We start from the raw sequence: 19,199 nt of genomic DNA, 5'->3' as shown, positions 1-19,199 counted from the left end.
GGACCTACCAGCGGTCGAACCCGCTCCGGAGTTCGTCGAAGTCGGGATCGTAGAGATTGAATTCGATCCGGCAGAAGGCGCGGATGTCGAATTCCGCGTTGCCGAATGGTTGTGCGGTCCCCTTGAGCTTGCCGTCTTCAACGCTTTCCAGGCGGAAGGTCACGCTGGTGCCGTCGGGAAACCATGCCCTGACATCGCCATTGTAGAGCTTGGGAATCTCATAAAGCCCGAGCTCCCAGTTTTCCCGCTCTTCCTTGGTGTGGAGGGTGAAGGTCCTGAGCCGCGACACCGGCAGGCTCACTTCGCCGAAGGGTGTCTTGAGCTTCACCAGGTTGTCGTCGATGCCGACGATTTCGCCGGCGACCATGTCGTTGTTGCGAAGCCGGATCCGGGTCGGATCCGCGGGCGGGGTGTTGTCGGGCTGCGGCGCGTCGTCGTCCTCGATCATGCCCTCCTCCCGGTCCGGGGCCGAACCTTCGATCATGCCGTCCCAGCTGGTGACCTCGATGCGCGAGACCCGCAGGGGAGTCGTGTCCTGGGAATCGAAGTGAATCGCCCCGCCGTGGTCTCCTGCCGCCGGCTCCGGGTCGTTCCAGTCGTATTTGACGCTGCCGTTGATGAGCAGGCGGATCAGCCCGGTCTTTCGATCCACCAGCAGCTCGAATCGGCACTTCTCCTTGCTGAGGAGCTCGGATGCATTTGCAAACCCGCCCAGCGAGGTGTTTCCCGACTGGTTGCCATTCGACCAGCGCTTGTGCAGCTGGATGTAGCGCCCCTGGCAGATCAGCTCATAGCAATTCTCAGGGTGCTCGGTCGTCGCGTCGTCGCTGTAGAAAAGGAAGTGGAAGCGCGGGTTCGATCGCCAGGCGAGGTCGAAGGCGAAGCGGGTCCTGGCCGGCAGTTCAAGTTCGCGGCCGATGCTGCCCGAGCTGACGGTGCGCAGGGAGCCGTGCTCGAAGATCCATGCCTCGGCGTCGCTCTGGATCCAGCCGTCCATTCCGGTCGGCCCGCTGTAGAAGATCTCGGGGCGGTCCTGGATCTCCAGGGTGTCCACCATCGACCTGCGGAACTCCATTTTTCCGCCGAACCAAGTGTCGAGCGTGATCGTCTTGTCGTCGATGCCGGTCAGCTCCCCGCGCAAGGTGTCACCGTTGCTGAGGGTGACGGTGGCGAGGTGGTCGCCCTTGCCCTCGTCCTGGTGCACCGGGAGGCTCAGCTCGAGGACCTTGTCCAGCCGCAGCGGGACGGGTGCGGCGAGGAAATCGGCATTGAACAGCACGCGGTCGGTACCGATCGCCTGCACCGAGCCTCGGATCCGGCTGCCGTCGGTGCAGTGGATTTCCGTTTCCTGGGCGGCTGCCGTGGCGAGGCAGGCGGCCATCAGGACGGGGCGTGGGAACAATGGCTTCATGGCTCGTCCGATTCGGTTTCTTCGGGTTCGTCCCCGACGCGTTCCAATCCTGCCACGGCGTCCCGGCTGAGGGTCAGGGGCCCCAGCAGGGGATGCTCGGCCTTCAGCTGATTGCCCTCGAGGACGCAGCTGGTGATGCCCAGCGACCCGCGTTCCCGCAGGGCCAACTGCATGACCGGTGACGCGGCGGGAGGACGGCTCTCGGGTCTGGCGAAAAAGAGTGTCGAAACCTCGGAAACCGGATGACTTACCGGGTCCGGGTAATGGGGGCTCTTGAAGGAGATGCCGCCTCCGTCCTTGTCCGGGGTCAGGCCGATAATGCTTCCAGTGCCCCGGTCGGAACTGCGGGTGATCATCACGTCCTGGGACTCGTCACCGCGTTCCTCGTTGCGGTGACGGTCGGAAGAGGCGTTCCATTCCCGGACCTCGATCCGGTCGATGTATTGCACGTCCTCGCCGCCGATGTTGCTGCGGAACATGATGCCCTGGCCGGTGGGGGCGGCATCCAGGGGATCCTTGAATTTGCCCTCGTATTCGCCGTCGAGGTAGACATGGACGATTCCCAGCTTGCGATCGACCCGCAGCTCGACGTCGACCGCGGAATTGGTGAACTCCGAGGGGTCGCGCAAGATCGACTTCATCGACAGGTAGGGATGGCCGTCGTTGCTTTGCTGGCGCTTCAGTTCGAACGCGGAGGCACCGAACTGGAGGTAGTAGCGATCGCTTTTGCCGGTGGTCTCAAAGGAGTCGGAGGCGAAGTAAATCTGGATGTTCGGGGAGTTCCGCCAGGCAATCCGGAAGCGCAGGGAAAAGGAACCGGGGATATCGAACTCGCGGGAAATCGTTCCGGGTCGCGACGCGGCGAAGCGGTTGGAGTCGAAGTTCCAGCCGTTCTTGATCGTCCATCCGGCATCGCTCTCCGGACCGCGGTAGATGAGTTTCCGGGGACGGACGCCCAGCTGGATGGTGCTCACCGATTCGCGGGGGATGACGATTTCTCCGGCAAAGCCCGTGTCGACGGTGACGGTCGTGGCGTCGATGCCCTTGAGTTCGCAGGCGAAACGGTCGTCGTTGGCGAGGACGATCAACGCGTCGTGATCGCCGCGGACCGCTTCGGGTTGGGATAGGTTCACCCGGGTGATGTCCTTGGCCAGCAGGCGGAAGGGCTCGAAGGCCAAGGGGGTGTCGAGCCGCAGCTCGCCGTCGTTCGCGAGGGAGGAGATCGTGCCGGAAAGCTTGGAGCCGTCGGCGAGGATCACCTCGTCCGCGGCGACGGGCAGCATCAAGGCGAAGAGTGTGAGGAGTCGGAACACGGGTAGGGAAAGTCAGGGAGCATCGTCCCAATCGTCGAGAAATCCACCGCCGGACTGGAATTCCAGCACCACCGCCGGCGCGAGATCGAGGTCGATCTTGCCGGCCAGCGGCGAGTCGATCTGCATCCGGTGGGCGTCCGACGCCAGGGGAACCCCGCTGATCCGGCCCACGGGCTGGAGGATGACGGTGATCTCGGAGGCGAGGGGCTCGTCGGCCTTGCGGCGCTTGTCCCGGGCAAAGTGGATTTCGGCAATGTCTTCGAGCGGGATCTTGAGCGGGCCGTAGCTGGCATCGATCTCGACCTGCCCGTCACGGATGGCCAGCACCTCGCCGGAAAAGCGGTCCGTGCCGTTGGCGAGGAGGACGATGTCGCGGTGATCGCTTTCCATGCTGCGGGCGGAGTCTGTCATGCCGTTCCATTCCGCCACCACGAGGTCGGAGATCCTGACCGACGCGGAGTTGCCCTGGACCTGGAAGCCGAGTCCGCCGCCGGGTGCCTGGTAGTTGACGTTGCGCGGCTGGTTTTTCCAGACCTCGCGCTCGAGTTCGTCCGAGGTGTTCCATTGGACCGCGAACTCGTCGTCGATGTAGACCGAGATGTTCCCTTCCTGGCGGTTGCAGCGGATTTCAAAGACCGCCTCGCCGGTGTCGGGAAGGCGTATCGAGGAGTTCCCGACGCGGATCCGCTCGACCTCCGGGTTGCCATCGTCGTCGAAGCCGGTCCGCTGCAGGTGGATGTAGCCGGCCTGGAAGTTGATCACATAGGCGGTCCCGAAAAGGTTGGCCAGGTTCTGGAGGCCGCCGAAGTTCGGCCGGGCGGGAGCGTCGTCCTCCTTTTCGTCCTGCTCCTTGGGTTCGGGGCGGGTGAAGTCGCAGTGAAAGGCGACGGCGATGTTGGGGCGGCTGCGCCAGCCGAGCTTGAACCTCAGCAGGGCGCGGTCCGGCATCTTGGCGTCGAGGATGATCGCATCATTGCCGCCGCTGGAGAACCACGAGGCGCCGGAGTGGTGCCATGAAGGCTTCGGCGTCTCGCTATCTTCCTCCGGGGCCGTACCCGGAAGCGACAAGCCCATCTCGTCGAGGATTCCCATTTTTCCGTCGGACTGGACCTGTTGCCATCCCGTCTGGTCGAACGGACCCGCGTAAATCAAGCGGCCGCCGAAGGGGTTCGGGGAAACGGCGGCGACCACCTCCCGCGGCAGGATCAGCGGACCGGCGAGCGTGGTTTCCAGGGTGATGGACTTGTCGTCCGCCGCGACCACGTTCCCCGGGATGCGGTCGCCGTTGACCAGGGTGACGTGGCACGGCGAGTCCATGGCCGACAGCGGGCGGGCATTCCGCAGGACGATCTGGCGGATCTTCTCGCGCTTGAAGGGCATCGGGGTCGCCACGTCGCTGCGGTGCCAGGTGACCACGCCGCTTTGGTCCATGCCGGCGAACTCACCGTCGATCTGGTTGCCGTTGGTGAAGCGGAGCAGGTCGGCCGCTTCTTCCACGGCGGTGTCCGCGGCCATCAAGCGGGTGGCAAGCAGCGTCGAGATGAGAAGGGGGCGGATCATTTTTCGTAGATCGGCAGGAAGCGGTAGTTGAGGGCGAGAGAAAGCAGCGCGCCGGCGGTGTTGAACGACTGGCCCTTGTTTCCCGGCCATGAACCGTCGCGGGACTGGATGGTGGAAAGGTAGCGGATGTTGCGCGAATTCCACTCTTCCCATGTCTCGGGATGAGCGTGGAAGAGGGCTTGCGACATGTAGTACTCGAAGTAGTAGGGGTAGTGGCGGTCGCGGTAGGACAGCTGCTTGCGGAGGTAGTCGACCGAGGTCTGGAAACCCTTGCCATCCTTTTCCTTCGCCAGGGACAGGCAAAGCACGCCGATGGCGGTCAGGGTGGGTTTCGGTCCGCCGGCCGAGGTGTAGCCGTAGCCGCCGTCGCCCCCGCGGCAGCGGGCAAGGTAGGCGAGTCCCTTCTTCAAGGCGTCGTTGGGGACCGCGAGTCCGGCGTTGCGGGCGGCGAAAAGCGCGACGATCTGGCAACCCGACACGGTGGTGTCGGCATCCGTGCTGTCCGGCGTGTAGCGCCACGCCTCGGAGCGATTGCGCTTCTGGGCGCTGAGGATCAACTCCACCGCCTTCTCGAGGGCCGGGGCGATCTTCAGGTTATCGACCATCCCGTAGGCTTCGGCCAGCGCCAGTGTGGCGAAGCCGTGGTTGTACATGCTGTTGCCAATGTAGCCGTTGGTGGAGTTCTGCTGGGAGAGGATGTAGTCGATTCCCTTGCTGATCTGCTTCGCATAAACGCCGTGATTCGGGTCCTCGCCATGGGCGAGGAAGGCCACCACGCAGAGTCCGACGACGCCGGGTTCGCCGCCCATGCTGTCGTCCCAGGATCCACGGTCGTTCTGGGATTTCGCGAGGTAGGCGAGGCCGCGCTCATACATCGTGTCGACCTGCGCCGGGACCGGATCGTCGGGCCGGCGGGGCAGGTTCTGGGCGGCCAGCGGTGCTAGCGCGGCGCCAAGGATCAGGCATGGAAGGAGTCGGCTCATTTGGCGAGTTTCTCGGCGGCGCGGTTGTAGTCGTCCAAGGCTTGCTGGAATTCACGCGGCAGGCTCTGGCCGGCCCTGCCGGAGGCCTTGGGGACCCGGCGCTCCTCGTCCTTGCCCCCGGTGGCGCCGCCATTGGCACCATTGGCGGTGTCGGAGTCGCCGGTCTGGCCTTCGCCGCCCTTCTCGCCTGCTCCCTTGCCGGGTTGTTCGCCCGGCTGGTCGGCCGGTTTGCCCTGGCCCATCATCTCCTGCATCATGTCGAGCATGGCGCTGCCACTCTCGCTCTGGTCCTGGCCCTGCTGCTTCTGGCGTTCCTTGGCGGCGGCGAAAATCTTTTCGATGACATCGGTCTCGGCGGCGATGGTGACCCCTCCGGTGTCCTGGTCGAGGAGCAGCCCGGACGCCTCGTCCATCGCGTCCTCCACTTCCTCGAGGAGTTCGATGACTTTCGGGTGGGTCTGCTCGATCACCAGCTGCTGGACGTCCGCGGACAGCTCGTCCTGGCGATCGGCCAGCTTCTGGGAACCGGCCTGATGTTCGGCGATCTTTTCCGCCAAGTCCGCCTCGTCGGCTGCGGCGGCGGTAAGGACCGGAAGGGCGAGGAGCAGGGCGATGGCTTTCATGGCTTGGTGGCGGGTTCGCCTTCGTAGGAGCGGCGCAAGGTTTCGAGGGATCGGGTGCGGGCGCGGATGTCCTGTTCCTGCTGGATCAGCTTCATCACCCGCAGCATGAATTCAAAGTCTTCATCGGCGGAAGGAGGAGCGCCTTCGCCTTGGCCGCCGCCGTTGTCCTGCTGTTGTTCGCCTTCCAGCATCTTCGCCCACTCGTTGAGCTTGGCCGCCCATTTCTCCGCGTCCTCCTTGGCGAGATAGCCTTGGTTCAGGTCGAGGATCCGCCGCAGGTCCTCGAGTCCCAGGTCGATCCTCGATTCCATCATGGCATCGAGGATTTTGCGGTAGGCTTCCTTGTTGGTGCGGGCGAAGAAGTGGCTCAAATCTTCCTGGATCCAGCGCACGTCAGAGGTGGTGTTCGACTGCTGCCGGACCGTGTCTTGCACCTTGCCGAGATCCGACGGATCGAGTTCGCCGAGCAGCAGGCCGCCGGTCCGCGAAAACAGGTCCCAGGTCGCCATGGCGATGCCGGATTCCTCCGAGGCGGCCTTCTTGAGGCGGTTGACGAAGGTGCTGGCTTCAAAGCGTTCGTTCGCGTCGTTGGCCTTATCGACGGCTTCCTGCATCTTCTCCAGCACGTCCTTCTGCTTCTCGACCGCCTTTTCGAGGTCCTCCTTGGCTTTTTCCTCGGTGCTCTTCTGGTCCTGGGCGTCGCCGAGCTTCTGCTCCACTTCGGGCATGTCGGACTCGGACAATTCCTTCATCGACTGCATGGCGTCGGCCATTTTCTTCAGCGTCTCCTTGTCGATGGTGCCGTTGCGGGTGCTGTCCTTGAAAAGATCCTCCATTTTTTCGGCCAGCTCCTTCATCCGCTCGGTCTGCTGGCGTTCGGCCTCCTCCTGTGCCTCGAGCCGCTTGCGGGCTTCCTCGCCTTGCAGGGCTTCGGGGTCGAGTTTCTCAAGACGCTGGTTCTCCTCGTAGAGGTTCCGTTCGCGGCGGGCCATGTCTTCCAGCTCGCTGATCGCGCGGTCGAACTGGGTTTTCAGCATCTGCGCGTGTTCGTCGTGGGTCAGGATGTAGAGGGTGACCGGTTGCGAATAGGTCCGCGGCCGGTCCGGCAGGTAGTCCTCGGCCCATGCCCGCAGTGTCAGCTTTTGCGGCTGGATGTTGAAGGTGGCGGGGGAAAAGGCCGCGTCGCCCGACAGCCGGTTGATGGCCGGACCACCGTCGACCAATTTGAGCTCGCCCGACGCCGGGGTCTCGTCGGTGGCGCGGGTGAACTCCCCGGACCATTCCAGGCCGATCCGGCGGATCCCGTAGTCGTCTTCCGACAGGACCTCGAAGTCGACGGTCTCTTCCGGCAGCATCACGTGCTGGCGGGGCAGGCCCTGGATGTAGATGCCGGGAGCTTCGTCGGCCAAGGCATCGACCCGGACCTCGAAGCCCGCCTGTCCTTGCAAGCCCAGCACATCGGTCCAGGAAACCGGGACGGTGAAGCCGTGTTCCTCCACCTGCAGGGCAGGGGTGGTGGCCGTGGTGGAGGAGATATCCATGGGGCCGCCATCACCCTCCGGGACGCCTTCGTGACGGAGCGGGCCGAAGGTCGCGGACGCCAGCTCGCGGGTCGCGTCGGCGATGATTTTCACCTTGCTGCCCTGAACCACGGAGAGCACCCCGGACCCGAGATCGACCTCGCGGTCGGGGAGTTGCAGATACTCCGGAAAGACGACGTCGGCGAAAGCCTTGCGGATGGCCGGGCGCAAGGTGGGCGTGACTTCGATCGCATGCTTTGCGTCGCCAATTTCGATTCGCAGGATCCCTGGATCCTGCTGGGCCGGGAAGTCGAAGTCGTAGCGGTTTTCCACCAGGCTGGTGGTCACCTCGTCCTGGCTGCCGTAGCGGGCCTTGCCGGAAATCGGTCGCCATTCCGAATCGTCCGCCAAGCGCAGGCTCAGCCGGAAGGCCTCGCCTTGGGGAACAGTCAATTTGTCCGGAACATCCTGAAGGGCAGTGAAGGTGTAGCGAGGGGATGAGGAGAGGGGCATCAGCCAGCGCTTCAAAGAACTCATGCCGGCCTTGGGCGCGAAAATGAAGGCTCCAGCGGTGAGAGCCACCACGGCGACGACCGCCATCGCCCAGCGGCCGCGCCGGGAATCCGGAAGGGCGCCTTCCAGTTGCCTCTTCTCGGCCTCTTCCGCGACCCGGATCATGGCCGCCGCGCGGAGGCGGGGCGACAAGGTGTCGGCGGTCTCGACCTGCTGCTGGAGCTCGACCACGCCGAGGAGGCGGTCGCCGAGGCCGGGGAAGCGTTTTGAAATCAGCCGGGCCAACTGGCTTTCCCGCCGGTGGCGCCAGACCCAGCGGTGCATCCAGAGGGGGGCGAAGACGGCGGCGAGCGAGGTGCCGCCGAGCAGGATCGCCAATCGCAGCGGCCCGGGTGTTTGCCAGATCCGGTCGAGGGCGAAGACGACGATGAACGAAAACAGCAGGCCGAACAGGCCGGCGAGGACCGCTTCGGTGATCTTGATCCGCCACAGTTCCCGCCGGAACTGATCCAGCTGCTTGCGCAGCGAATCGGGCATCGGGACTTCCACCGGCGTTTTCGGGTCTTCGGCCATGGGTTCAGGCAATAAACGTCGGTTGACTCATAAGCTTTGCGAAGGTCGCAGGGGGACGGCGGGATTTCCAGCGGATTTCTCGCGGCAAGGAAGCGCCGCCGACCGGCCGTTTCGCCTCCGCTCAATCCCCGCAGTAGGGGTTTCCAGCACGTTCCGCGCCGATCGTGGTCGCCGGGCCGTGACCGGGGAACACGGCGGTGGGCTCCGGCAGGGCGAACAGTTTTCCGCGGATGCCGTCGATCAGCTGGGCGGGGTTGCCGCGCGGGAGGTCGGCGCGGCCGATCGATCCCTCGAAAAGCGTGTCGCCCGAATAGACTTCTCCCTTGTCCGCGAGGAAGAAGGTGACGCTGTCGGGGGAGTGGCCCGGCACGTGGGCCAAGGCCATCGCCTGTCCGCCGATCTCCAGGCTGCTCGTGCCTTCGAGCAGGACATCGACCGGGTAGGGCGGCACTTCGACCGGCATGCCATAGGATCGCATCATTGCCTCCAGCGTGAGTTCCGTGGAGTAGGGGGCCCATGCGTGAACCGTCGCGCCGAGCGCGGCGACGGCCGCCGCATCCTCGACATGATCGTAGTGTTGGTGCGTCAACAGCAGGGCGGCCGGCCGGATGTTACGCGAGGTGAGCCAGGCGGCCATGCCCCTCGGGGCATCGACGGCAATCCACGAGGCGTCGGGAGTCTGGAAAAGGTAACCATTGGTCTGGACGAATCCACCGGTGAAGCATTCGGGCATGCGCGATGGTCTAGCGGCGGACCGGGCGGCGCGCAAGGGCCTGCGCGGAAGCGTCACGGGAGCTCCGAACAGGCCGTGAATGACCCCGGAATGAAACTACGTGCAAACGCGCAAAAATCGTCCCAGAGGTTTTTATTGCGGGTTTTGAAAACCCGCGTCTATGCTCGCGGCCCGCCGTCGTGTCCTTCCTGCAAGGTGCCAGAAGCTCGCACGGCGGCTTTTTTCGCATATCCAGCAATGAATCCGGACAGAGCGACGCTGAACTTTCTCAACAGCTTCCCAGAAGACGCGCGCAAACGCGGTGAACGACTCCAGAAGGACGGGGCTGTCACCCAGATTTTCGGTAACCACCTGTTCATCCAGGGCCGCGTCGAGGATGAGACGGGAACGTTCCGCACCAGCCTCCGTCTGCAAGGGAACCGCTGGTTCGGCTCCTGCACCGCCGAGGACGAGATGGTTTCGAACGCGTGCCAGTACGCGACGATGATGGAGCGGATGCACCGCGGGGAGGATCTGCCGGAATCGCCCAACGAATTCGACGACACGCCCATCCTCGACATCATCGAGGAGAAGGTCGGCCGCGAGCTCGACGACAAGGAGGCGGACTTCGTTTCCAAGATCGAAAAGCGCTACCGCCGCTACGTCATCGAGGGCGAGCTCCACGACCACGACATGGTCCGCATCACCCCGCGCTGGGAGATCACCACCTACGAGCCCCTCGAGCTGTGGCCGATGCCGCCGGGGGACATCCTCGAGTTCTGGAACTACCTCGCCTACGCGTTCTACAAGAAGAAGCTCCCGTATCCGGAGTTCATGAACGTGGTCACCGACTTGGCCTACGTTCAGAAGAAGATGGCCGACTGGGAGCAGGAGCGCGAGGTCGCCGCCTGGTACGAGCGGATCGAGCAGGTCAACGAACGCCCGCCGCAGGATCCTCCGGTGGAAGTGGCGTTCCGTTTGGTGGCGACGATCAACGAGGCACGCCTGGAATCCAAGGAGGGCAATGGCTTGTGGACCCAGATCCGCGAGAAGGCGGAGATCGAGCGCTTCGTGGCGATGCACCATCAGGCGGCGCTCCGCATGGATGCCCCGAGCCAGGTGCTGTGGGAGCATTTCCTCGCGTATTACCGCGACCAGAGCGACACCACCTTCGATTTCGATCAGGAAGAAGCCTGCCGCTTCATGAACCGCATCTTCCGCCAGCCGGCGCTGAAGGGCTACATCGTCAACCTCGACGAGCGCGAGTTCAAGGTGGTGGAGAACGCCCTCCGCTGGGTCTGCGAGGACGATCCGTATGATCCCAGCGCCTTCGCCCTCCAGCTGGTCACCAAGGACGGCGAAAACGTGTCCCACTCGGTGCGGATGCTTCCCGGCCGCAAGGAACTCTATCAGTCCGACGAAACCGTCTTCCCCGGCCCGCCGCGCTGGCTCGAGGAGACCGAGGTGATGCCCCGCTACCTGATCCCCAAGAAGGTGATCGATTCGCTCGAGGGTGTTGAATTCCTCCGCAAGATCGGCGCGACGCTGCCGGAGTCGCTGAAGAAGCGCGTTGTCGATCTCGAGCTGAAGCCGAAGTTCGAACTCAAGCTCGTCGCCGGCCTCACCGCCGCGGAAACCGAGCATCTGGTGGTCGACGTGACCGCCATCGAGTCGAAGGAACGCCGCACCGAGCGCCTGACGAAGGAAGGCTGGGAGCTGGTGGAACAGGCGCCGCTCAAGGGCAAGCAGCTGCTGCGCTTCGCCCGCGAGGAACTCTACCCGGTGCCGCGCCTGCTCGAGGAGATGGGCCTGACCTACGACGAGAAGCTGCTCGCTTTCAAATCCCGCATCACCAAGCAGTTCCCCGAGAAATTCTCGGAGTGGATCAACGCGATGCCGGAGTCGCTGACGCTGGACATCGACCTGCGCCTCAAGTCGATCCTCTCGGATCCCGTCACTGCCGCGGTCCGCTTCGAGGTCATCAACCAGGAGATCGACTGGTTCGACCTGCGCATCGTCATCGACGTCGAGGGCGTCAACCTGTCCAAGGCCCAGATTCGCCAGCTGGTCGCTGCCCGCGGTGGCTACGTCCGGATGGAGGACGGCTCGTGGATGCGCCTCGAGATCAAGCTCGATGCCGACCAGCGCGAGGCGGTTACCCGGCTCGGCCTGGATCCCTTCGACCTCTCGGGCGAAACGCACCGCATGCACGCGCTGCAGCTGGCCGACCCGAAGGCTGCCGACGTTTTCGACCCGAAGGCCTGGAAGCGCATCAAGGACCGCGCCGGCGACATCCAGATCGAGGTGTTGCCCGATGTGCCGAAGAAACTCAACGCGACGCTCCGTCCCTACCAGGTCGACGGCTTCCGCTTCCTCGCCTACCTCGCGACCAACGGCTTCGGCGGGATCCTCGCCGACGACATGGGTCTCGGGAAGACGATCCAGTCGCTGACCTACGTGCTGTGGCTGATCGAAGAGGCAGAGAAGAACAAGGAAGCGCACCGCCCGGTGCTGGTCGTCTGCCCGAAGTCGGTGCTCGACGTGTGGGCCAGCGAGGCGGTCAAGTTCGCCCCGGGCATCCGCGTCAAGGTGCTGCGCAACCGCGACGATCTCGACGTCAAGGACACCCAGGAGAACATCGACATGCTGGTGCTCAACTACGCCCAGCTGCGCGTCTGCGGTGACCTGCTCAACGAGATCAAGTGGCTGACCACGATCCTCGACGAAGGCCAGCAGATCAAGAACCCGGACTCGAAGGCCGCCAAGTGCGCCCGCGAGCTGGACTCCGCCAACCGCCTTGTCCTCACCGGTACCCCGATCGAGAACCGCCTGCTCGACATGTGGTCGCTGATGGCCTTCGCCATGCCCGGCGTGCTCGGCAGCCGCGCCTACTTCAAGAAGCGCTTCGACAAGCGCAAGGACCCGCTTTCGCAGAACCGCCTGGCCGCCCGCCTTCGCCCGTTCCTGCTCCGCCGCACCAAGCTGCAGGTGGCCCAGGACCTGCCGCCGCGGACGGAAGAGGAGGTCTACTCGAAGATGGAGAACATCCAGCAGGAGCTCTACAAGGCCGAGCTCAAGCGGATCCAGAAGGCGCTGCTCGGACTCGATTCCGACGAGGCGGTGAAGAAGAACTCCTTCGCCATTCTCCAGGGCCTGATGCGCCTGCGCCAGATCTGCTGTCACCCGGGCCTGATCGATCCGAAGTACCTCAAGGAGGAGTCGGCCAAGATGGAGTCGCTCTTCTACCTGCTCGACCAGCTCCACGAGGAAGGCCACAAGGTACTAGTCTTCTCGCAGTTCGTCTCGATGCTCGACCTGATCAAGGCGCGCCTCGAGCTCGAGGCCCGGCCCTTCCACTACCTCACCGGCCAGACCAAGGACCGGAAAGGCGAGATCGAGCGCTTCCAGACGACCAAGGACCCCTCGGTGTTCATGCTCTCGCTCAAGGCGGGTGGTGCCGGCCTCAACCTGACCTCCGCGTCGTACGTCATCCTGTACGATCCGTGGTGGAACCCCGCGGTGGAAAACCAGGCCATCGACCGGACGCACCGCATCGGCCAGAAGAACAAGGTCATCGCCTACCGCCTGCTCACCCGCGACACCGTGGAGGAGAAGATCCGCATCCTCCAGCACCAGAAAACCCAGCTCGTGACCAACGTGCTTGGTGACGAGGGTTTCGCCTCGAACCTGGGGCTCGACGACCTGCAGTTCATCCTCAACCACGGCGGCGAGGACGACGAGAAGGAGTAAGAATCGAAAGGCGGGGCCTTCCGGGGCCCCGGCTTTGCGTCCGCGATGCGCAACTGCGATCGCGTTGCCGGGTTGACCGGTCATGAGGAATCTCTCCCTGACCGTGCTCCTCGGGGCGGCAGTTTGCGGCGGCTCGCTCGCGGCCAAGTCCTACGACCCGCTGAAAGTGGCGGACGGGAAAGTCGTCTCGTCGACCTTCGAGGTCGCCGGACCGGGTAGAAAGGTCCCGATCCGGGTCTATCTTCCGCAGTCGTCCGCGCCGGCTCCGGTCATTCTCTTTTCGCACGGACTGGGAGGCTCGCGGGACAACAATCCCTATCTCGGCAACCACTGGGCGAAGCGCGGCTACGCGGTGGTCTTCGTCCAGCATCCCGGCAGCGACGAGGGTGTTTGGAAGGACGCACCGATGGCGCGGCGGATGGGAGAAATGAAGAAGGCCGCTTCGGTGGAGAGCTTCCGCAATCGCAGCAAGGACATTCCCACCGTCATCGATGCCCTCGAGCGCTGGAATGGCGAGAAGGGCCATGCCCTCGACCATCGCCTCGATCTCGCTCATCTGGGGATGTCGGGCCATTCGTTCGGCGCATTGACCACGCAGGCGATGGCCGGCGAGGCGAAGGCCGGGGGAAGGTTCTCGCTCCGTGAACCACGGATCGATGCCGCAGTGATGATGAGTCCCAGCCCGCCGCGCGCCGGCAGCCCCGCGCTGGCGTTCGCACCGATCGACATCCCGTGCCTGCTGATGACCGGGACCAAGGATGACAGCCCGATCGGCGGCACTTCCCCGGGCGATCGCTTGAAAGTCTTTCCGCATTTGAAGAAGGCCTCCGCGTGGCAGGTGGTGTTCGACCAGGGGAACCACATGATTTTCAGCGATCGCGACCCGCTCGGGAAAACCGCCAGGAACGCCCGCTACCACCGGGCGATCCTGGCGTTGACGACCGCCTTCTGGGACGCGCATCTGAAAGGGGATGCCGCGGCCGGGAAGTGGCTCCGCGACGGCAGCGCCAGGTCCGTTCTGGCTTCCGAAGACCTTTGGCAATCGAACCCCGCGGCCGGGAAGTAGGCCGGGGCGGGCGCTCTAACGATTGTAGAAACCCGGCGGATTCCGCGTAGTGTCAGGGCGTGAAAAAGCTGATCGCCGTGATTTTCGCCCTGGTTTCGGGAACCTATGTGGTGCTCGGGCCCATCCCCGACTTCATCCCCTTCCTCGACGAGGCCACCGCGCTGGTGATCTTTGTCAAATCCATGGCAGTTCTTGGCGTTGATCTGTCACGCTTCGTTCCCTTCCTTGGAAAGCGGCAAGGCAAGGCGCCGAAGTCGGACGGACCGGTAGTGGATGTTTGATTTCCGCAGGAATTCCGGCGAAAAACCCGGCGCTGACCCGCGTATTGACCACTTCTCATGACCGAAACTGACACCCCGCGCCGATCTTTGGTTGGGCCGCTCTTCCTGACGATTTTTGGACTGCTGCTGATCGCGGCGATGGCGGCCTTGTTCTGGGTCGGTCCTCCGCCGGAAGACGGCCTTCCCGACATCGCGAAATTCATCGGTCGTTTCCATCCGGTGATCCTGCATCTGCCGATCGGCATGCTGTTGCTGGTCCTGGTGCTTGAGACCGGGAAGCTGTTTTCCCGCAAGAAGCCCTCTTCCTCCACCCAGGTTGCCATGTTCTTCGCGGCGGCATCGGCGGTGGTCGCGATGTTGCTCGGGTTCGTCCTCTATTACAGCATGCCCGACTACGGCAAGGAGCTGGCCGAGCGGCATCTCAATGGCGGGATCATCTTCGCCTGTGGCATGGTGGCGGCTTTCGTCGTCAAGGTTTGGGTCGATTACGCCGCCGGCCGCGGGGCTTGGTTCTACTGGATCATGCTGGTCGGCAGCACGGTGATGATGGGCATCGCCAGCCACGATGGCGCTTCGCTCACCCATGGGGAGGACTACCTGACCAAATATGCACCGAACGAGGTGCGCAAGTTGATCGGCCAGCCGTTGAAGGAAGAGACGCCTTCCGGCGGCGCGGCGGAGTCCGTTCCGGTGGTCGCGAAGCCGCCGTCGGAGCAGGTCGTCTATCAGGATGTGATCGTCCCGATCCTCGAGGAGAAGTGCTACTCCTGCCACAACGTCGACAAGATGAAGGGCAAGTACCGCATGGACGATTACGACCTCTTGGTGAAAGGCGGCAAGGAGGGCGAGGCCATCGAGATCGGGCATTCGGCGGACAGCAACATGATCTTCCGGATCGACCTGCCCGAGGATGACGACGAACACATGCCGCCCGAAGGCAAGAAGGACCTCGAGGAGCACGAAGTGGTGCTGATCAAATGGTGGATCGATGGCGGAGCTTCGAAGGATGCCAAGCTGGCGGACATGGAAATGCCGGAGCCGGTGAAGCAGGCGATGAGCAAGCTGGTCCCGCCGGAAGTGCTGGCGCAACAGAAGGCCGCCGCCGAGCAGGCCGCCAAGGTGGATGCCGACAAGCGTGAAGCCGTGAAGGCCGAAGTGGACAAGCTGCGCGAGCAATTCCCGGCCGCCCTGAATTTCGAGTCGCAGAGCTCCAGCGGGCTCACCTTCACCGCCGTCAGCATGCGCAAGACCTTCGGCGATACGGAGCTGGCGAAATTGGGCCCGGTGATGCCGGCGATGGTGTCGCTCGACTTGTCCGCGTCGACCGTGACCGACCAAGGTGCCAAGGTGCTGGAGCATGCGGCGGAGCTGAGGTCGCTGAGGCTTTCGGAGACCGCCGTCACCGATGCCAGCCTGGAGACCTTGTCCGGCTTGCCGAAGCTGGAATCGCTGAACCTCTATGGCACCCAGGTGACCAACGAGGGCATTCTCAAGCTGGCGTCCCTGTCGAACCTGAAGAAGCTGTACCTCTGGCAGACGAAGGTCGACGATGCCGGCGTGCAGGCTCTCAAGGCCAAGCTCCCCGGCTGCGAGATCGTGATGGGCTTGTGAGGCATTCCGCAGGTCTCCTTCAGCCGCGAATCAGGCCTGCGACCAGCTCGGCCTGATTCTTTGATCGAAATCGATCCAGGGAGAGGGCAGTATCGCCGCGTCATTATGACGATCTGTCGGCATGGAATAAGCCGCATGGATTGGACGATTGATCCACAAGATCCACCCCACGATTCCGACCCATGGCGAGTTATCTGACCAAAGAGCAAGTCGCGAGCCTCGCACCAGAGGAACAGGAGGTTTTCGCCCGGGTGGCTTTGGATGAAGCTCGCTTCCGGAGGGAACTCCGGGACAAGGCTTGCGGATACCGGGGACGATGGGCTCTTCCTGCAATCCTCTGGATTGCTGCCACCTGCCTATGGTTCTGGAAACCCGACCTCTCCATCTTCCTGCCGGTTGCCGGACTCATGGCGCTCGGCCTATTCCAGTTCCATGTTGCCGGAATCAACTCGCGGATCGACGCGTTGATCCGGCTCATCGAACTTGATCGCACCGACTGCTAGAATCGCGCCATCGGAGAGAGCGGGACGCAGGGAGTGCACGAGCTGTTTGGAACTCGCAAAACACTGATGGTTGATAGCATGCAGGTGCCCGAGTTCGATTTTAAACATCCCTGTGGGCTCCGTGTTTTCCGGGGCCTTGGTGAAGCGGATGTCATATCGGTGAAGGGAGCGGAAAGGCATCAAATGGGGCCGGGATTTGCTCGGTTCATCCTCCCGAATACGGTGGTTGCAGGCGTGGACCGTGTACGCATGAGCCTGGTTTTCCGGTTTGGGTTGCTTGAGTCGATTTCTGTCTTCCTGGACGGACCGGATTTCGAGAGAGGCTGGAGCGCATGGTCCGAAGTAAAAGAGCACAGCCGGGTGTCTCGCACGATTGCTTGGCTGACCGAACAGGGATGTCCCCTCGGAACATATCCTTGGGGTGAAGTTTGGGCGGGTTACGACGCCAAGGGAGGAATGGGCAGCGCCGGCGTCCGATATCGATCCTCACCGCTCTGAAAAGCAGTGAGGTTTCTGGGTGTTCTGGCAGGTCAGCCGAGAAGCTCGGCAAGGCCGGCTTCATCGATCACCTTCACCCCCGCTTTCTCCGCCTTGTCGCGTTTGGATCCGCCGCCTTCGCCGGACAGGAGGTAGTCGGTCTTGCTGGAGACCGAGCCGGAGACCTTGGCGCCTTTCGATTCAAGGAAGGCCTTCATTTCATCACGGCCCATCGAGAGGGTGCCGGTGATCACGAAAGTCTTGCCGGCCAAAGGCAACCCGGAGCTGTCGGCTTCGGCGGGTTTGGGGATATAGTTGGCGGACCGGGGATCGAGTCCCAGTTGGGCCATCCGCTCGATCACATGACGGCCGGCTTCGGAATTGAAGAATTCGACCACGCTCTCCGCGACAACCGGGCCGGCGTCGGGGGAGAGCCGGTAGGGTTGCAAGCCGGCGGCCAGGTCGTCGATCCGTGCCTTGAGATCGTCGTGAAGTTGCTGCCGGCGTTCCTTCTCGTCGGCATCGGCCGGCGGGTTGTCCTTGTTGCGTGGCGAGACCAACTTGCGCTCGGCCTCCAGTTTCGCCGCGGCGACGACGTCCTGCAGGATGGTGCTCTGCGCGACGCTGCCCAGGTCGGGGTGAAGCCGTGCCAGCTCCTTTGCCGCGGACTCGCCGACCTGACGGATGCCCATGGCGAAGAGCCAGCGGTCGAGCGGCTTCTCGCGGGCACGACCGAGCGATTCAACGACCTTGGCGGCGTTCTTGTCGCCGAAGCGGCGCGGCTCTTCCTCGCTGCCGAGGTTCAGGCTGCCGAGGGTTTCGGCAGTGAGGGTAAAAAGGTCGAGGGGGGTCCGGCAGTGATTGTGGCGGACCAGGGCCTCGGCCACGGTCTCACCGACGCCTTCGATGTCGAGGGCCTTGCGCGAGGCGAACTGCTTGATCTTCGAAACCGCCTGCGCCGGGCACTCGAAGTTCGTGCAGCGCCAGGCGACGAAACCCTCCTCTTTGGCGACCGGGCCGCCGCACGACGGGCACTTGCCGCCGATGTGTTCGAGCAGGGAAAACGGCCGGGCATCGGCGGATCGCTTTTCGACCACGACCTTGACCACGGCGGGGATGATTTCCCCCGCCTTCTCGATGAGCACGGTGTCGCCGATCCGCACGTCCTTGCGCTGGATCTCCTCCTCGTTGTGTAGCGTCGCACGGGCGACGGTGGTGCCGGAAACGAGCACCGGTTCAAGCTCGGCCACCGGGGTGAGCACGCCGGTTCGTCCGACCTGGATGGTGATGTCCCGCAACACCGTTTCCTTTTGCTCGGGCAGGAACTTGTAAGCGGCGGCCCAGCGCGGGGCGCGGGAGGTGTAGCCGAGCTGCTCGCGTTCGGCGCGGTCGAGCACCTTCACGACGGCGCCGTCGGTGCCGTAGCCGAGGTCGTGGCGGTCCGTATCGATCCGGCGGACGCAGTCCAGCAAGCCGTCGAGCGTCGCGGTGGTCATCACCGGCTGGTTGCGGGGGATCCGCAGACGGTCGAGCAATTCGTGGAAGTCCCGTTCGGTGGGCAGTTCGGGTCCTTCGTAAGCACCGAGGCCGTGGGCGAGGAAGGCGAGCGGACGCTTGGCGACATTGCGCGGGTCGAGCTGCTTGAGCGCGCCGGCGGTGGCGTTGCGCGGGTTGGCGAAGGTGGGCAGCCCGGCTTCGTCGCGCTCGGCATTCATCGCGGCGAAGGACTCGTTCGGCATGAAGATCTCGCCGCGGACCTCGAGCAGGGCCGGGGCGTCCGCGCCGAGGTCGAGCGGGATGGTGCGGATGGTCCGGACGTTGTTGGTGACATCGTCGCCGGTCGTGCCGTCGCCGCGGGTGGCGGCATAGCCGAGCTTGCCCTCGCGGTAGACCAGCGACACGGCGACGCCGTCGATCTTCGGCTCGACCGTGACGTCGATGTTCTCCCGGCCCAGGTTCTTCTGCAGCCGCCGGTAAAAGTCGATCAGTTCCGCCTCGGGGACCCCGGCGTCCTTGAGTTCAAAGACATCGTCGATGCTCAGCATTGGAACCAGGTGGCGGACCTGTTGGAAGCTTTCGAGCGGCGTGCCGCCGACGCGGCGGGTGGGGGAGTTGTCGTCGGCGAATTCCGGGTGCTTGGCCTCCAGTTCCTCCAGCTCGCGGAACAACTTGTCGTAATCGGCGTCGGAGATCTCGGGGGCCGCTTCGTTGTAGTAGAGCCGGTTGTGATGCTCCAGGGTGGCGCGAAGTTCGGCGATGCGCGATTCGGCGCCGGCGAGGCAGGTGTTGAAGAGATCGTCCAT

The 19,199-nt window shown here is 63.9% G+C and carries 13 protein-coding genes; 5 read left to right on the top strand and 8 right to left on the bottom strand.

Going from position 1 to position 19,199, the window contains the following annotated elements; genetic code table 11:
* Nucleotides 1-4: 4 nt before the first annotated feature.
* The 7 genes from IG178_RS18960 to IG178_RS18930 all read right to left on the bottom strand — a co-directional run bounded on the left by IG178_RS18960 (nt 5) and on the right by IG178_RS18930 (nt 9,229).
* A complete protein-coding gene (locus IG178_RS18960) occupies nt 5-1,411 on the bottom strand; it encodes a hypothetical protein (protein WP_193214154.1) in 1,407 nt (468 codons plus the stop codon).
* Entirely contained in the window at nt 1,408-2,724 is a 1,317-nt protein-coding gene (locus IG178_RS18955; RefSeq protein ID WP_193214153.1) for a hypothetical protein, read from the bottom strand. Before IG178_RS18955 ends, IG178_RS18960 begins: the two co-directional genes overlap by 4 nt.
* 12 nt (nt 2,725-2,736) lie before the next feature.
* On the bottom strand, nt 2,737-4,284 hold the full coding sequence (locus IG178_RS18950; RefSeq protein ID WP_193214152.1) for a hypothetical protein: 1,548 nt from the start codon (nt 4,282-4,284) through the stop codon (nt 2,737-2,739).
* Complete coding sequence (locus IG178_RS18945) at nt 4,281-5,267, bottom strand: prenyltransferase/squalene oxidase repeat-containing protein (protein ID WP_193214151.1); 987 nt, start codon at nt 5,265-5,267, stop codon at nt 4,281-4,283. Before IG178_RS18945 ends, IG178_RS18950 begins: the two co-directional genes overlap by 4 nt.
* Nucleotides 5,264-5,890, bottom strand: a complete 627-nt coding sequence (locus IG178_RS18940) for a hypothetical protein (protein ID WP_193214150.1) — start codon at nt 5,888-5,890, stop codon at nt 5,264-5,266. The genes IG178_RS18945 and IG178_RS18940 overlap by 4 nt, the downstream gene beginning before the upstream one ends.
* Complete coding sequence (locus IG178_RS18935) at nt 5,887-8,496, bottom strand: hypothetical protein (RefSeq protein ID WP_193214149.1); 2,610 nt, start codon at nt 8,494-8,496, stop codon at nt 5,887-5,889. Before IG178_RS18935 ends, IG178_RS18940 begins: the two co-directional genes overlap by 4 nt.
* 121 nt (nt 8,497-8,617) lie before the next feature.
* Nucleotides 8,618-9,229 carry an MBL fold metallo-hydrolase gene (locus IG178_RS18930; RefSeq protein WP_193214148.1) on the bottom strand — a complete coding sequence of 204 codons (612 nt, stop codon included), beginning with the start codon at nt 9,227-9,229 and terminating at the stop codon, nt 8,618-8,620.
* 237 nt (nt 9,230-9,466) lie between these two features.
* Here IG178_RS18930 and IG178_RS18925 point away from each other — a divergent pair, with 237 nt between their 5' ends.
* The 5 genes from IG178_RS18925 to IG178_RS18905 all read left to right on the top strand — a co-directional run bounded on the left by IG178_RS18925 (nt 9,467) and on the right by IG178_RS18905 (nt 16,419).
* Entirely contained in the window at nt 9,467-12,958 is a 3,492-nt protein-coding gene (locus IG178_RS18925; RefSeq protein WP_193214147.1) for a DEAD/DEAH box helicase, read from the top strand.
* 82 nt (nt 12,959-13,040) lie between these two features.
* Nucleotides 13,041-14,024 (top strand): alpha/beta hydrolase family protein, encoded by a 984-nt coding sequence (locus tag IG178_RS18920; RefSeq protein ID WP_193214146.1) that lies wholly within the window; start codon nt 13,041-13,043, stop codon nt 14,022-14,024.
* A 59-nt stretch (nt 14,025-14,083) separates the two neighbouring features.
* Nucleotides 14,084-14,305 carry a hypothetical protein gene (locus IG178_RS18915; protein ID WP_193214145.1) on the top strand — a complete coding sequence of 74 codons (222 nt, stop codon included), beginning with the start codon at nt 14,084-14,086 and terminating at the stop codon, nt 14,303-14,305.
* Nucleotides 14,306-14,362: 57 nt separating this feature from the next.
* Nucleotides 14,363-15,916 (top strand): c-type cytochrome domain-containing protein, encoded by a 1,554-nt coding sequence (locus tag IG178_RS18910; protein ID WP_193214144.1) that lies wholly within the window; start codon nt 14,363-14,365, stop codon nt 15,914-15,916.
* A gap of 182 nt (nt 15,917-16,098) precedes the next feature.
* Nucleotides 16,099-16,419: a hypothetical protein gene (locus tag IG178_RS18905; RefSeq protein WP_193214143.1), complete on the top strand. Its 321-nt coding sequence runs from the start codon at nt 16,099-16,101 to the stop codon at nt 16,417-16,419.
* A 530-nt stretch (nt 16,420-16,949) separates the two neighbouring features.
* Here IG178_RS18905 and ligA read toward each other — a convergent pair.
* On the bottom strand, nt 16,950-19,199 hold the full coding sequence (gene ligA, locus IG178_RS18900; protein WP_193214142.1) for an NAD-dependent DNA ligase LigA: 2,250 nt from the start codon (nt 19,197-19,199) through the stop codon (nt 16,950-16,952).

It is taken from the genome of Neoluteolibacter marinus (assembly GCF_014904755.1).
GTDB lineage: Bacteria > Verrucomicrobiota > Verrucomicrobiia > Verrucomicrobiales > Akkermansiaceae > Haloferula > Haloferula marina.
This window is presented reverse-complemented; position numbering and strand designations above follow the sequence as displayed.

Excerpts from the sequence above, each read along its gene's own strand:
- IG178_RS18960 (WP_193214154.1), bottom strand. The coding sequence starts at position 1,411 with ATGAAGCCATTGTTCCCACGCCCCGTCCTGATGGCCGCCTGCCTCGCC.
- IG178_RS18950 (WP_193214152.1), bottom strand. The coding sequence starts at position 4,284 with ATGATCCGCCCCCTTCTCATCTCGACGCTGCTTGCCACCCGCTTGATG.
- IG178_RS18945 (WP_193214151.1), bottom strand. The coding sequence starts at position 5,267 with ATGAGCCGACTCCTTCCATGCCTGATCCTTGGCGCCGCGCTAGCACCG.
- IG178_RS18940 (WP_193214150.1), bottom strand. The coding sequence starts at position 5,890 with ATGAAAGCCATCGCCCTGCTCCTCGCCCTTCCGGTCCTTACCGCCGCC.
- IG178_RS18935 (WP_193214149.1), bottom strand. The coding sequence starts at position 8,496 with ATGGCCGAAGACCCGAAAACGCCGGTGGAAGTCCCGATGCCCGATTCG.
- IG178_RS18930 (WP_193214148.1), bottom strand. The coding sequence starts at position 9,229 with ATGCCCGAATGCTTCACCGGTGGATTCGTCCAGACCAATGGTTACCTT.
- IG178_RS18925 (WP_193214147.1), top strand. The coding sequence starts at position 9,467 with ATGAATCCGGACAGAGCGACGCTGAACTTTCTCAACAGCTTCCCAGAA.
- IG178_RS18920 (WP_193214146.1), top strand. The coding sequence starts at position 13,041 with ATGAGGAATCTCTCCCTGACCGTGCTCCTCGGGGCGGCAGTTTGCGGC.
- IG178_RS18910 (WP_193214144.1), top strand. The coding sequence starts at position 14,363 with ATGACCGAAACTGACACCCCGCGCCGATCTTTGGTTGGGCCGCTCTTC.
- IG178_RS18905 (WP_193214143.1), top strand. The coding sequence starts at position 16,099 with ATGGCGAGTTATCTGACCAAAGAGCAAGTCGCGAGCCTCGCACCAGAG.
- ligA (WP_193214142.1), bottom strand. The coding sequence starts at position 19,199 with ATGGACGATCTCTTCAACACCTGCCTCGCCGGCGCCGAATCGCGCATC.